The organism is Rhodobacter capsulatus SB 1003 (assembly GCF_000021865.1).
Taxonomy (GTDB): domain Bacteria; phylum Pseudomonadota; class Alphaproteobacteria; order Rhodobacterales; family Rhodobacteraceae; genus Rhodobacter; species Rhodobacter capsulatus_B.
Genome location: NC_014034.1, coordinates 1,499,883 through 1,512,500, shown reverse-complemented (window position 1 = coordinate 1,512,500; position 12,618 = coordinate 1,499,883). Strand labels below are relative to the sequence as shown.

Sequence of the window (12,618 nt, the reverse complement as noted above, 5' to 3'; positions counted from 1 at the left end):
AGCCGGAACTGCCGACGATCGAGACGAATTCGTTTTCGGCGATCGACAGCGTCACATCCTCGACCGCCACCACGGGCTTCTTGTCGACGGTAAAGGTCTTGCCGACATTCTCAAGGGTCAGAAGGGCGCTCATCTTGTCCTCTGCTGATGCCAGGCGAACAGCACCCGGCCGGTGCGTTTGAAGACCACGTCGGTCAGGAAGCCCAAAAAGCCGATGAAAAGCGTGCCGAACAGGATCGTCTCGGTCGCAAGGTAGCGCTGCGCATCCATGATCCGCCGGCCCAGCCCCTCGTTCGCGGCGACCAGTTCGGCGACGACCAGATAGGTCCAGGTCCAGCCGATGGTGATGCGCAGCGTGTCCCAGATGCCCGGCGCGGCGGCGGGCAGGATGATCCGGATCAGGATTTCCCGGTTCGAAAAGCCGAGCGTCTGCCCGGCCCGGATCAGGTTCATGTCGATGGTCTTGACGTTGTCCATCACCATCAGCACCTGCTGAAAGAAGGTGCCCAGAAACAGGATCAGGATCTTTTGCCCGTCGCCGATCCCCGCCCAAAGGATCGTCAGCGGGATGAGGGCCACCACCGGCATGTAGCGGATCGTCGAGACGAAGGGCTCAAGCGCCCCCTCGATCAGCCGGAAATTGCCCATCAGGATGCCCACCGGCACCGCCAGCACCGTGGCCGCCAGCCAGCCCGCGCAGATGCGGTAAATGCTGACCGAGGCATCGGCCCAAAGGATCCCCTCGCGCGCCTGCCGGACGCCCTCGGCCAGCACGTCGCCCGGGCCGGGCAGGAACAGGGGCTTCACCAGCCCGAATTCGGTGACGAGCCACCACATCAGCAGCAGCAGGGCCGGAAAGACCACCCCCGCCGAGGTGAACAGCCAATGGGGAATGTCCTTGCGCAGCCGCAGATGGCGGCCCGGTCCGGCGGTGGGTTTCTTTGGGGTCTGCATCGGTCCGTCAATATTGCGGGCCTGCGCAGGCGCAGGCCCCGAGAGGTTACTTGCCCGCGACCTTCAGCACCGGCGCGGTCATCATCACATCGTCAAGCGCCGGGATCTTCGTGATCTCGTCGGGGTTCGAGGTCTGCATGATCCCGGCGATCTCGCGCAGCGTGGCGGGGAAATCGCCCGTCACCAGCGCCGCATTCTCGGCCGCGTCGTAAAGCTTCACGCCCTTGAAGCCCACGGTGAATTCCTCCATCGGGCTGCCCACGGCCTTGGCGATCATCGCGCCGCCTTCCTCGGGGTGCTCGCGGATGAAGACGATCGCATCGTCCCAGGCCTTGATCATCCCCTCGACCAGCGCCGGATTGGCGGCGATCCAGTCGCCCCGCGCCGTCAGCACGTCGGAAATCAGCCCCGGTTTTTGCGTGGCGTCATAGATCACCTTGTAAGACGCATCCTTGCCCAGCGCCGCCGAGATATAGGGCTCATAGGTCACCGCCGCCTCGACCTGCCCCGAGAGCAGCGCCAGACCGGCCTCCGAGGCCCCCATCGGCACATGTTCGATATCGGCGAGGCTCATGCCATTGACCTTGAGCGCATAATTCATCAAGAGATCCGAGGTGGCGCCCGCCTCGAAGGCGACCTTGCGCCCCTTCAGCCCGGCGACATCGGCGATGCCCTCGCCCGCCAGGATCGCATCGGCGGTGGTCGACACGTCCATCACCAGGAACGCCTTTTGATCGACACCATGGTTGAAGCTGGCAATCGCCGTGTTGGTCGCGGCCGCCACCACATCCAGATTGCCCGAGGCCAGCGCCGCGGTCATGTCCTGATCCCAGTTGAAGCTGGACAGCTCGACCTCGACACCATGGGCGGCAAAGAAGCCCTTCTCGGCGGCAACCCAAAGCGGGCCATAGCCAAGCCAGGGTTGCAGGCCGATCTTCACCGGATCGGCAAACGCGCCGGTAAGACCGCTTGCAAGAAGCGCCGCGGCAAGTGTCGTGTGTTTCAGCATCTCTGCCCCCGTCTGTCGGATTCGCATGTCGGATTGCGGCGGGCCCGGACCGGGCAGGCGCAACCCGATCCTGATACGCCCGAAGCGCGGCGGGCGACAAGCGAAAGAACACGCCCGCCGCGCGGCAGGCCTTGCGTCACGATCCGCCGCGGTTTCGGCGCGCGGCGGGCGGAAGACCGGACCCGTCCTTCGCCCCGTCCCCGCCCTCCCCGCTGCGGCCGCGCCGCCTGGCGCCGTGAAACTTCGTCGGCGCAAGGCCGAAGCGGGCCCGGAAACTTCTGGAGAAATGCGCGACGCTGGCAAAGCCGCAGGCCACCGCCACCTCGATCAGCGTCATGTCGGTCGTCGACAGCAGATTGCGGCCGTGATCCAGCCGCAGCCCGCGGTAGAAATCGCCCGGCGTCTCGCCCAGAACCGACACGAACATCCGCTCCACATGGCGGCGCGAATAGCCGGACCCGCGGGCCAGATCGGTCAGCGACAGCGGCTCTTCCAGATGCGCCTTCATCCGCGCGACGATCGCGATCAGGCCCGGATTGCGCGAGCGGATCAACACCGACAGCGCCGAGCGCTGCGCCCCGTCGACCCCCACCATCACCTTGCGCAGGCACATTTCCGACACCATCGCCGCGAATTCCGCGCCGTGATCGGCGGCGATCAGCGCGATCATCATGTCGGTCGAGGCCGCGCCGCCGCCACAGGTCATCACCCGGGGGGCGATTTCGAACATCGCCGGGCTGGGCGTCAGATCGGGGAAAGCCTCGCAAAAGGCGGGCTGGTTTTCCCAATGCAGGGTGAAGGGGACGCCCTGCAAAAGCCCGGCCTGCGCCAGGGCCACGGCCCCGGTGCAGATCCCCCCCACGGTGCCGCCAAAGCGCGCGTGACGGTTGACCATCGCCACCACCGGCGGCGCGGCGGCGGCGCTGGCCGGGTTGCCCGAACAGACGAACAGCCGGGTGTCGCGCGGCAGCGGCGCCAGCGCGCCCTCGCTGCAGACCGAAATCCCCGAGGACGAGGCCACCGCCCGGCCCTCCTCGGAGAGCAGCCGCCATTGATAAAGCGGCTGCTGCGACAGCTGATTGGCGATGCGCAGCGGCTCGACCGCCGAGGAAAAGGCCAAAAGCGTGAAGCCCGGCACCAGCACGAAGGCGTATTTGCGGGTCTCGCCGGGGGTTTCGACCGGGAAGAAGGCGGCGCCAAGCGGCACCAGAGGCGCAGAATCAGTCATCGTCTCTCCGCGGTCATCGTCGCTTCGGGGCTTGTGCCAGCGCCCTGCGTGACATGCGATCAAGGCAAATGGCAACAACAAGGATCGACAGCCCCGCCAGTCGGCCAGGCCCGGCGCCAGGCCCGCCGTCGCGATCCGGGCCATCAACAAGCCGGGCGCCGGGGCCGCGCGGATCGTGGCGCCCCCTTTCCCGATGCCGGATGCCCGCGACAAAGCGGGTGGCGCCGCCCGGGTCACTGCCCCGTCGACGCGGAGATCACGTTCACTCGCGCATGACAGTTGCCGTCAGAACCGCCCCCGTGCCGCTTGCGGGCGCGGTCAGGGCAAGCGATCCGTTCAGGGCCGCGATCCGCTCGCGCATCCCGAGAAGGCCGCGGCCCTTGCTCCAGCATGGCGAAAGCCCCTCGCCGTTGTCCGCAACCTCCATCTGCAGAAAACCTTGCGCCGCCTCGGACAGGCGGATCCGGATCTCGCGCGCCTTGCCGTGGCGCAGGGCGTTGGTCAGGGCTTCCTGCAGAATGCGGTAAAGCGTCATGTCGACGATCTCGGAGGTGCCCAACAGACCCGCGGGAACATCCAGCAGAAACCGCGTTCCCGGATGCGCATCCTGAAACGCCCCGACAAGATCGGTGAGCACATCGCCCAGCGGCAGATTGCCCACCGTCGCGGGGCGCAGCGTGTCAAGAATGCGCCGGTTGGTCACCCGGATGCGGGAGACGAGCATGTCGATGTCCCCGGCGCGCGCGGCGGCCCTCTCGGGGTCGGTGCGCAGCTGATCCGCCATGACCGAAAGGCTGAACAGGCACGGTCCCAGCTCGTCATGCAATTCCCGCGCCAGGCTCTTGCGTTCGGCGTCGCGCAGGTCCAGCAATTGCCGCGCCAGGATGCGGCGTTCCTCCTCGGAGGTCCGCAAGGTGGCGGCAAGCTGGTCGATGCGGGCGCCGATCGCCCGAAGATCCGGGCTCTCCGTCGCTGCGGCCGCGCGGGCGTAATCGCCCGACTGCATCCGCGACAACCTGTGTTCCAGCCGCGAAAGCGGCGCCAGGGCACGGCCGACCAGAAGCGCCAGCATCGGCAAAAGCAGGATCGTCGCGGCGATCCAGACAAGGAACAGCGCCCGGGCATCCTCCCAGACCTCGCGCGCCTCGTCTTCGGGGGTTGCGACGACCTCGATCTGTCCGCGCGGGACGCCGTTGGCGGCGGTGACCGGCAGGACCGCGGTCGCGATCACCGGGCTGACCCAATCGAGAAACCAGCCCGGGACCGGTTCGGCGTCGCCATGCGGTGTGGGGAGGTCAACCGGGGACAGGCCGTCGGCGGGGACGAACCGGATGCGGACATGGCGCGGCTGCACGATGCCGCCGCGCAGATCGGTGATCAGCCGCGCGGGATCGTCGGCCCGGCGTCTGACCAGGTCGCGGATCAGGACGACGGCACTGTCGCGCGCCGCCGTGATCTCGACCGCCACCGCCCGCCGGGCGTTGAGCAGCATGACACTGCCCGCGCCGAGAATCACCGCGAGGTGAACCGCCGCGATCAGCACCAGAACGCGCCATGTCAGGGTCATCCGACGCAAGCTCTCCTCCCCTCCGCCCCATCCGCCGCGCCATCCTAGGTTGTTTTCCGTCGCCGGGTCAGGAGACTTTGGTCGCGGTTTTCCCTCGGCTCCCGGTCGGATCTGCCGTTGCATCCCGCCGCTTCGGGGTCATCTGACCCATGGCACGGGCGCCACCGGGACCAGTGTCCGCCCCTGCGCGCGCCAGTCATCGACCCCGCCGGGATACCATCGCGCCTCATGGCCAAGATCGCGGACGCGCTGCACCGCGTTCCAGCTCAGCCAGCAGTCCTGCCGACAAAAGACGATGACCGGGGTCCCCTTGGCGACGTGACGGGCCAGCGTTGCGGAAAGATAGGCTTCGGCCCCGGGCTCGAGCCTGCCCCAGCCGACCACCGGCAGCCAAAGAGCGCCCGGAAGGCTGTCATGCGGCTCGGCATGGATCCAGTGCCCGTCCTCGGCGAGGCGATATTGCCTGAGCGGATTGACATCAAGCAGACGGGCGCCAGCGGCCGAAAGGGCGACAACCTCGGCGGTCGTCAGGGCGGCTATCCCCGCGGGGGGCGCGGGGATCGGGGCGCGGTATTGCGTCAGCCGATAGCCGCTCGACGGATCGAAAAGCGCCGTGTCGGCCCCCGCCGCGCCCGCCAGCACAAGCAGAAGCGCGACCCGGGAACAGATGGCAATAACCCCGGGATGATTTGGCAATTCCTGTTTCCTTTCAAGGTATTAGACATTTTGACACTATACTTGAAACAGCCTGCCCGGCAACTTTGGGCAGGTCCGGCCTGCCGGGTCGATGGTCACCGGATCACCGTGAAAGGAAAACCTGCAGATGTCGCGCTTCCCCCTCTTCTCGCGTCTGTCAAGCCGCGTCGCAGCCCTTGTCCCGGCGCGGGCGGTGGCTGCGCGGCCCGGCGGTTCGCGGGGCTGACCGCCATGGCAGAGCTGCTCATGCATCTTTTGCCGGGGGGCGCCGAGGCTGCGGCGCAGTCCCGGGAGCTGACGCCCGAGGGGCAATCGGACCCGTTCGACAGCGGCATCTGGCCCTTGCACCGCAAGGAGTTTCTGGGGGATCCGACCGATTGGGCGAACGATCCGAAGGTCGTGCTGCTGGGCCCGCAGGCGGCCGAGAATGCCGCGCATGTCCCCTTCATCCTCGATGCCACGGCGCTTGCGTCGGGTGGGTCCCGGGTCGCGCGGATCGTGGTGACCATCGATTACAGCCCGATCCCGGTCGCGCTGACCTTCTGGCCGGGAAGGGCGTTGCCGCTTTTGGGGTTTGGCGTGAAATACGAAGGTTCGGGCCCGCTGCGCGCCTCGGCCGAACGGCAGGACGGCAGCTGGCGCATGGCGGCGCGGTTCGTCTCGGCGATCGGCGGCGGGTGCACGACGCCTGCCGCCGCGCATGGGCGCCCGGACTGGCAGGAGGGCTTTGGCGAGATGCGGGCGCGGTTCTGGCCGGACACCGGTCGGCTGCGCGTCTGGCTGCGCCATCCGCAGGATACGGGATTGGCCGCGGGGATCGCCGCCCATCATCTGACCGAGATGGTCCTGTCGGATCCCGCGGGCGAGATTGCCCGGCTCGAGCTGCATCAACCGGTCGAGGAGAACCCGGCCTTCACCTTTCAGCTGCCCCCGGGCCTCACCGCCCCGCTGACGATCCGGGCGCGTGACACGATGGGATACCGTTTCGACGGCGTGGTGGCGGCATGACGGGCGGCACAAGGATCCGACGGCGCAGCCTGATGCTTGCCGGGGTTGCGGGGGCGGCGGCCCTTGCCCTGCCGCGGCCCGCGCAGGCGCAGGCGAAAGCGCGGGGCGATTACGGCTTCGCCCCGGTGCAGGTCGCGCCCGGGGTCTGGCTGATCGAAGGCGCACGCCAAAGCCTGAGCCCCGCGAACGGCGGGGCGATTGCCAACATCGCCCTGCTGGAGACGCCGCAGGGGGCGATCGTCATCGACACCGGGTCGACGGCGCGGATGGGGGCAGAGATCCGGGCCTTTGCCGATCAGCGCCTGGGCGGGGTGGTCACGACGCTCATCACGCATCATCACCCCGATCACTGGTTCGGGAACGCGGCCTTTGCCGATGCGCCCCTGCTGTCGCTGGGCGCGACGGCGCTTGCCGCGCGCGCGAATGCGCAGGGCTATTCCGACGCGCTTTATGCGCTGCTCGGGTCCTGGATGTCGGGGACGACGCCGGTGCCCCCTGCCCCCCGCATCGAGACCGGGCGGCAGGTCATCGCCGGACGGGGGCTGCGGCTCTTGCCGCTTTGCGGGCACACGCAGGCCGATCTTGCCATCCTGGACGAGGCGACGGGAACGCTGATCGCCGGGGATCTGCTTTTCCTCGATCGGGCGCCCAGCCTGCCCGATGCCGACCTGACCCTGTGGCAGGCAAGCCTTGCGCAGCTGGGCGCCCTGTCCCCCGCGGGGACGATCCCCGGACACGGCCCCTATCACCGCTCGCTTGCGGCCCTCACGCAGACCCGCGCCTGCCTTGCCGCCAACGATGCGCGTCTTGCGCAGGCCGCGGCACTGGGGCTGAGCCCGGCAGAGGCGATGGCGGCCGGTCCGGTGCCGGAATTCGCAAGGCTCGGGGCCAATCCCGAGGAATATCACCGCTCCGTCAGCCAAAGGTGGAGCAGCTACGAAGACCGCGCGCTGAGGAAGATCCGCGCCGCGTGACCCCCGGCGGCCCGGTCCGCCCGACGCATTCAAGGAGGAGAGAAGGATGAAACAGCTGTTCAAGACCACCGTCGCCGGTCTCGCGCTGGTGGCGATGTGCTGCCTGCCGGTGCAGGCCGATGACGTCACCTGGGACGACATCATGCGGGACCATGAAACCACCGATGACGTGCTGATGTATGGCATGGGCAACAATGCGCAGCGCTGGTCGACGCTCACCCAGATCAACGCCGACACGGTGAAACACCTGCGCCCGGCCTGGGCCTTTTCTTTCGGGGACGAAAAGCAGCGCGGTCAGGAAGCGCAGGCGCTCGTGCATGAGGGCGTGATCTACATCACCGGCTCCTACAGCCGGATGTGGGCGCTGGATGCCAAGACCGGCAAGCGGCTGTGGAAGTTCGAGGCGCGTCTGGCCGAGGACATCCGCCCCTGCTGCGACGTGGTGAACCGCGGCGCGGCGATCTATGGCGACAAGGTCTTCTTCGGCACGCTGGATGCGTCGATCTACGCGCTGGATCGCAAGACCGGCAAGGTCGTCTGGCGCAAGAAGTTCGGCGATCACAAGGTCGGCTACACGATGACCGGCGCGCCGACCATCGTGAAGGACAGGGAAACCGGCCGGGTCATGCTGATCCACGGATCGTCGGGCGACGAGTTCGGCATCGTCGGCAAGCTTTACGCCCTCGATCCCGAGACCGGCGAGGAAATCTGGATGCGTCCCTTCGTCGAGGGTCACAAGGGCAGGCTGGCCGGTGCCGACAGCACCACGACCGGCGATCCCGAGGCCCCGTCCTGGCCGATGAACGAGGCTGGCACCGACAAGAAGGAATCGTGGTATCACGGCGGAGGTGCGCCCTGGCAATCGGCCAGCTACGACCCCGAAACCAACACGATCATCGTCGGCACCGGCAACCCGGCGCCGTGGAACACCTGGGAGCGTTCCGAAGGCACCAATTTCAGGGACTTCGACTCGCTCTACACCTCCGGTCAGGCCTATGTGAACCCGACCGACGGCGCCTTGATCGGCTTTTACCAGCATACGCCCAACGATGCCTGGGACTTCTCGGGCAACAATGAACTCGTGCTCTTCGACTTCACCGACAGGAACGGGCAAAAGCACCGCGCCGCAGCCCATGCGGACCGGAACGGGTTCTTCTATGTGACCGACATCGACAAGCTGTCGGACCGCAACGGCGGCCCGATCAACCGGCCCAAGGCGCTTCTGAACGCCTTCCCCTTCGTCGACAACATCACCTGGGCCAAGGGGATCGACCTTGAAACCGGCCGTCCGATCGAGGTCGATGGCCGGCGTCCGCCGCTGCCTGCGGAAGGCGAGACCAAGGGGGCCACGATCGAGGTCTCCCCGCCTTTCCTCGGCGGCAAGAACTGGAACCCGATGGCCTACAGCCGGAACACCGGCCTTTTCTACGTCCCGGCCAACCACTGGAGCGAGGATTACTGGACCGAGAAGGTGACCTACAACGCCGGGGCCGCTTATCTGGGCCAGGGCTTCCGCATCAAGCGGATGTACAAGGACCACATCGGCGCGCTGCGCGCCTTCGACCCGGCCACCGGCGAGATGAAATGGGAACACAAGGAGGAATTCCCGCTTTGGGCCGGGGTTCTGGCAACGGCGGGGGATCTGGTCTTCACCGGCACCTCGAATGGTTTCGTGAAAGCCTTCCACGCCAAGACCGGCGCGCAACTGTGGGAGTTCAACACCGGCTCGGGCATCGTGTCCCAGCCCGTGACCTGGGAAATGGACGGAAAGCAATACCTTGGCATCGCCTCCGGCTATGGCGGGGCGGTCCCGCTCTGGGGCGGCGACATGGCGGCGCTGACCACCCAGGTCAGCCAGGGGGGGTCGTTCTGGGTCTTCGAGATCCCGGACGAATTGCTGGCAAGCGCGAAGTGAGGCAACGGGGGCGACGCAAGCCGCCCCCAGCATGGAGAGAGTGACATGAAATTCATCGAAGCCATCTTGGCCGCGGCCTGTCTGTCCGCAACCTGCCTTGCCATGCCGTCCCGGGCCGCCGAGCCGGAGGCCGGGCCGCGCGTGACCGAGGCGGGCACCTTTCCGATCATTCACGATACCGAAGCGCCGCGCCCGGACCCGCTGGTGATCAACGGATGCACGCTGAAGCCGAAGGCCGATTGTCCCGGCGTCGATCTCAGCCAGGCCGACCTGCGGGGCATCGTGCTGTCGGGGGCCAACCTGCGCGGGGCAAAGCTGACCCGCGCCAATCTTTACAATGCCACGCTCAAGGGGGCGGATCTCTCCGGTGCCGACCTGCGCGGGGCGACGCTGACCAAAAGCCACATGCAGGGGATGCAGGCGCGCGGGGCGGACCTGACCGGCGCCAACATGGACTTCGCGCGGCTGGCCGGGGCGCATTTCGAAGGCGCCAACCTGACCGCCATTTCCATGGAGGCCGCCTGGGCCCCGAAGATCCGGTTGGTCGGGGCGACGATCAAGGCCTCGAACCTGCAGGAAGCCAAGTTCAACGAGGCCGATCTGGGCAAGGCGATCATGGAAGGCAACATCATCCGCTACGCGATCTGGCAGGGGGCACATATGGAGAATTGCACCGGGTGTCCCTTCGACTGGTGACAGGCGCGTTTTTGGCCGCCCTTGGGTCTCCTCCCGATGCGGCGGCCAAATCCCTCGCGGCGGGGCTGCAGACCTGCCGCGAGATCCCTTCCGACACCGCGCGGCTCGCGTGTTACGACCGGCTTGCGGTGCCCGATCCGGGCGAGGTTTTCATCGGCAGGGGCAACGGGATCACGCCCGCTTTCGAAGTTGCGGCCCCCCGCCTGATGCGGTTCGAAAGCGCCGATGTGATCATGGTGATCTACCTGCTCGATGCGGCGGACCGTGTCGTGCAGAACCTGCATCTCGGGGGTGCGGGCGGCGGCGAATACCTGATCGAGACGCCCGGGCGGTATCATGTGCAGGTCAACGCCACGGGCGGCTGGCGCATAGACCTGGCGCCGCCCGTGCCATGAGACCTCCCCCTGCCAAAGTCGTATCGCCCGCCCGCCGCCCCTGGGTTAGCCTCGCATGACCGCCGCCAGAGCCAGGACCGCGGTCGATGGGAGGAGAGATGGCACATCCCTTGCGAATGGCCTCCGGCCAGGCGGGCGATCTTTGCGCGCCGCTTCCGCGCTGCGGGCTGGTGATTGATGATCACCCGATGATTCACCTCGGCTGTCGGCAGATGCTGGCCGACGCCGGGTTCGACGAGATCCTGACCGCCAGTTCCGCCGAGGAAGGCCTCGCCCTGGCGCGCAGCCGCCAGCCGGATCTGGCGGTGCTCGATCTCAACCTCCCGGAGGCGGGCGGGATGGAGAGCATCGCGCCGCTGCTGCGGGCCTGCCCGGGGCTGCACATTCTCGTCTTCACGATGAACGACCGCCCCGCTTTTGCGGCGCGCGTGCTGGAACAGGGGGCGCATGGCTTCCTGTCGAAGAACGCCCCGCCCGCCAGTTTCCGCGCCGCCGTCGCCGCGATCACGCGCGGCGAGGTCTGGCTTGACCACGACACGGCGATGCGCCTTGTGACGCGGCGCGGCCTGACCGCGGAGAGCCCGCTTGCCGGGCTGACACCGCGGGAACGCACCGTGCTGTTCCGGCTGGGGGACGGGCTCGACCTGACGCGGATCGCCACAGAGCTGAACGTCAGCTACAAGACGGCGGCCAACACCAGCGCGGCCCTGAAAAGGAAGCTGGCGGCGCGCGGCCTGAACGACCTCATCCGCATCGCCATCGAGAACGCCGGGGAGCGGTCGCTGTGAGATGTCATCAGGTTGTTCCCCCTTTCGATGGGGGACGGGCCGTCGCCTGCGGACTGCGGTCTTGATGCGCCGAACCGGTCACCCATCGTCGCTGCCCATGGCGCAGCTTCGAGGCGGTGGATAGGCAACGCTGGAATGGGTCGACGGGTTCAACAACCGCCGCCTGCTCGAGCCGATCGGGACCATTCCGCCCGCCGAGGCAGAAGCAAACTTCCATGCTGCTTTGGAAACTGAAGCCATGGCCGCGTCACCAACCCAAATCAGCCTCCGGCAAACCCGGGGCGGTTCCGGTTTCCGCCCGTTGCGAGGGGGATGGCTCTTTCTTGCCTAACGAAAGATCCGGTGCAGCGCCGCGCAGTCGATGGCGCGGCAGATCTTGCCGGGCGGGTTCACCGTCGCCACGTCTTCGCCCGCCACAAGCGCATTGATCACCGCTTCGTCCACCGCCTCGACCGCGGCCTGATAGATCGGGTCGAGATGTTCGGGGTTGAGTTCGGTCACCGTCCGCAGCTTTTCGGTCCGTGCCGCCATCGGCTGCGGATTGGCGGTTGAAAACGCGAGGAAAATATCCCCCGAACTGTTGCCTCCGACCGTGCCCGAACGGCCAATCCCCAGCGCCGCGCGTTTGGCCAGCGCGCGCAGCGACAGGGCAGACAGCGGTGCATCGGTGGCAAGGATGACGATGATCGAGCCGGTCTCGGTCTCGATCAGCCGGTCTTCGGTCAGGATCTGGCCGACCGGCTTGCCCAGCACCGAAAGCCAGGGCCGGAGGCCGAAATTCGCCTGCACGAGCGCCGCCACCGTCCAGTCGCCGCCCACCGAAACCCGGCGCGAGGCGGTGCCGGTGCCGCCCTTGAATTCATAGGCGATCATGCCGTTGCCGCCGCCGCTCGAGCCCTCGGCCACCGGGCCGGGCGCGGCGGCATCGAGCGCGGCGCGGGCGTGACCCGGCGTCACGGCCAGCCGGGTGATGTCATTCAGCACGCCGTCATAGGTTTCCGCCACCACCGGCATCGCCCAGGCATGGGCGCGGAAATGCGCGGGCCAGCTCTCGATCATCCATTGCACGGCGGCGGTATGGCAGGCGCCCACCGCATGGGTGTTGGTGATCAGGACCGGGCCAAGGAAATAGCCCGCATCGTCGATCCAATGCGTGCCGGTCATCTCGCCATTGCCATTGAGCGCATAATGCCCGGCCATGACCGGCACCGGCTCGGGCGCCCGCCCGCGCGGCAAGATCGCGGTGACGCCGGTGCGCAGGCTTTGCGCCGGGTCGGTCAGGGTGCAAAAGCCGACCTCGACGCCGGGAACGTCGGTGATCGCGTTGCAGGGGCCGGGGGTGCCCGGAAACGGCAGGCCCAGATCGCGGGCGCGGGGTTTGGTCATGG

Annotated in this window: 13 protein-coding genes and 1 pseudogene (1 of these 14 cut by a window edge); 7 read left to right on the top strand and 7 right to left on the bottom strand. The window is 67.5% G+C overall.

Features of this window, described 5'->3' with window-relative positions; translation table 11 throughout:
• From RCAP_RS06940 to RCAP_RS06915, 6 genes are all read right to left on the bottom strand, one after another.
• Window positions 1-133 carry the 5' portion of an ABC transporter ATP-binding protein gene (locus RCAP_RS06940; RefSeq protein WP_013067129.1) on the bottom strand. 662 nt of this gene lie to the left of the window's left edge, so 133 of the gene's 795 nt are visible here — the first part of the coding sequence; its start codon is at window positions 131-133; the stop codon falls past the left edge of the window.
• Entirely contained in the window at window positions 130-954 is an 825-nt protein-coding gene (locus RCAP_RS06935) for an ABC transporter permease (protein ID WP_013067128.1), read from the bottom strand. Before RCAP_RS06935 ends, RCAP_RS06940 begins: the two co-directional genes overlap by 4 nt.
• 46 nt (window positions 955-1,000) lie before the next feature.
• The gene (locus RCAP_RS06930; RefSeq protein ID WP_023911273.1) at window positions 1,001-1,963 is read right to left on the bottom strand and encodes an ABC transporter substrate-binding protein; all 963 of its coding nucleotides are present in this window, start codon (window positions 1,961-1,963) and stop codon (window positions 1,001-1,003) included.
• A gap of 136 nt (window positions 1,964-2,099) precedes the next feature.
• On the bottom strand, window positions 2,100-3,191 hold the full coding sequence (locus RCAP_RS06925) for a GlxA family transcriptional regulator (RefSeq protein ID WP_013067126.1): 1,092 nt from the start codon (window positions 3,189-3,191) through the stop codon (window positions 2,100-2,102).
• Between the two features lie 262 nt (window positions 3,192-3,453).
• Window positions 3,454-4,758 carry an ATP-binding protein gene (locus tag RCAP_RS06920; RefSeq protein WP_013067125.1) on the bottom strand — a complete coding sequence of 435 codons (1,305 nt, stop codon included), beginning with the start codon at window positions 4,756-4,758 and terminating at the stop codon, window positions 3,454-3,456.
• A 138-nt stretch (window positions 4,759-4,896) separates the two neighbouring features.
• Entirely contained in the window at window positions 4,897-5,454 is a 558-nt protein-coding gene (locus RCAP_RS06915) for a PQQ-dependent catabolism-associated CXXCW motif protein (protein WP_013067124.1), read from the bottom strand.
• A gap of 231 nt (window positions 5,455-5,685) precedes the next feature.
• Here RCAP_RS06915 and RCAP_RS06910 point away from each other — a divergent pair, with 231 nt between their 5' ends.
• From RCAP_RS06910 to RCAP_RS18885, 7 genes and pseudogenes are all read left to right on the top strand, one after another.
• On the top strand, window positions 5,686-6,462 hold the full coding sequence (locus tag RCAP_RS06910; RefSeq protein WP_013067123.1) for a quinoprotein dehydrogenase-associated SoxYZ-like carrier: 777 nt from the start codon (window positions 5,686-5,688) through the stop codon (window positions 6,460-6,462).
• A gap of 32 nt (window positions 6,463-6,494) precedes the next feature.
• Window positions 6,495-7,436 (top strand): quinoprotein relay system zinc metallohydrolase 1, encoded by a 942-nt coding sequence (locus tag RCAP_RS06905; protein WP_238530230.1) that lies wholly within the window; start codon window positions 6,495-6,497, stop codon window positions 7,434-7,436.
• A gap of 94 nt (window positions 7,437-7,530) precedes the next feature.
• Window positions 7,531-9,351 (top strand): PQQ-dependent methanol/ethanol family dehydrogenase, encoded by a 1,821-nt coding sequence (locus RCAP_RS06900; RefSeq protein WP_309473936.1) that lies wholly within the window; start codon window positions 7,531-7,533, stop codon window positions 9,349-9,351.
• A 45-nt stretch (window positions 9,352-9,396) separates the two neighbouring features.
• Entirely contained in the window at window positions 9,397-10,047 is a 651-nt protein-coding gene (locus RCAP_RS06895; RefSeq protein ID WP_013067120.1) for a pentapeptide repeat-containing protein, read from the top strand.
• A complete protein-coding gene (locus RCAP_RS06890; protein WP_131618299.1) occupies window positions 10,029-10,442 on the top strand; it encodes a hypothetical protein in 414 nt (137 codons plus the stop codon). The genes RCAP_RS06895 and RCAP_RS06890 overlap by 19 nt, the downstream gene beginning before the upstream one ends.
• A gap of 98 nt (window positions 10,443-10,540) precedes the next feature.
• Window positions 10,541-11,230 (top strand): response regulator transcription factor, encoded by a 690-nt coding sequence (locus tag RCAP_RS06885; protein ID WP_013067118.1) that lies wholly within the window; start codon window positions 10,541-10,543, stop codon window positions 11,228-11,230.
• Window positions 11,231-11,307: 77 nt separating this feature from the next.
• Window positions 11,308-11,561: pseudogene (locus RCAP_RS18885) on the top strand (hypothetical protein); the annotation flags it as partial.
• Here RCAP_RS18885 and RCAP_RS06880 read toward each other — a convergent pair.
• Window positions 11,558-12,616 (bottom strand): DmpA family aminopeptidase, encoded by a 1,059-nt coding sequence (locus tag RCAP_RS06880; protein WP_013067117.1) that lies wholly within the window; start codon window positions 12,614-12,616, stop codon window positions 11,558-11,560. The pseudogene RCAP_RS18885 and the gene RCAP_RS06880 sit on opposite strands and share 4 nt — an antisense overlap.
• Between the last annotated feature and the right edge of the window lie 2 nt (window positions 12,617-12,618).

Coding starts and splice junctions, on each gene's coding strand:
- RCAP_RS06920 (WP_013067125.1), bottom strand. CDS start 4,758: ATGACCCTGACATGGCGCGTTCTGGTGCTGATCGCGGCGGTTCACCTC.
- RCAP_RS06930 (WP_023911273.1), bottom strand. CDS start 1,963: ATGCTGAAACACACGACACTTGCCGCGGCGCTTCTTGCAAGCGGTCTT.
- RCAP_RS06935 (WP_013067128.1), bottom strand. CDS start 954: ATGCAGACCCCAAAGAAACCCACCGCCGGACCGGGCCGCCATCTGCGG.
- RCAP_RS06900 (WP_309473936.1), top strand. CDS start 7,531: ATGTGCTGCCTGCCGGTGCAGGCCGATGACGTCACCTGGGACGACATC.
- RCAP_RS06895 (WP_013067120.1), top strand. CDS start 9,397: ATGAAATTCATCGAAGCCATCTTGGCCGCGGCCTGTCTGTCCGCAACC.
- RCAP_RS06925 (WP_013067126.1), bottom strand. CDS start 3,191: ATGACTGATTCTGCGCCTCTGGTGCCGCTTGGCGCCGCCTTCTTCCCG.
- RCAP_RS06885 (WP_013067118.1), top strand. CDS start 10,541: ATGGCACATCCCTTGCGAATGGCCTCCGGCCAGGCGGGCGATCTTTGC.
- RCAP_RS06905 (WP_238530230.1), top strand. CDS start 6,495: ATGCTTGCCGGGGTTGCGGGGGCGGCGGCCCTTGCCCTGCCGCGGCCC.
- RCAP_RS06880 (WP_013067117.1), bottom strand. CDS start 12,616: ATGACCAAACCCCGCGCCCGCGATCTGGGCCTGCCGTTTCCGGGCACC.
- RCAP_RS06910 (WP_013067123.1), top strand. CDS start 5,686: ATGGCAGAGCTGCTCATGCATCTTTTGCCGGGGGGCGCCGAGGCTGCG.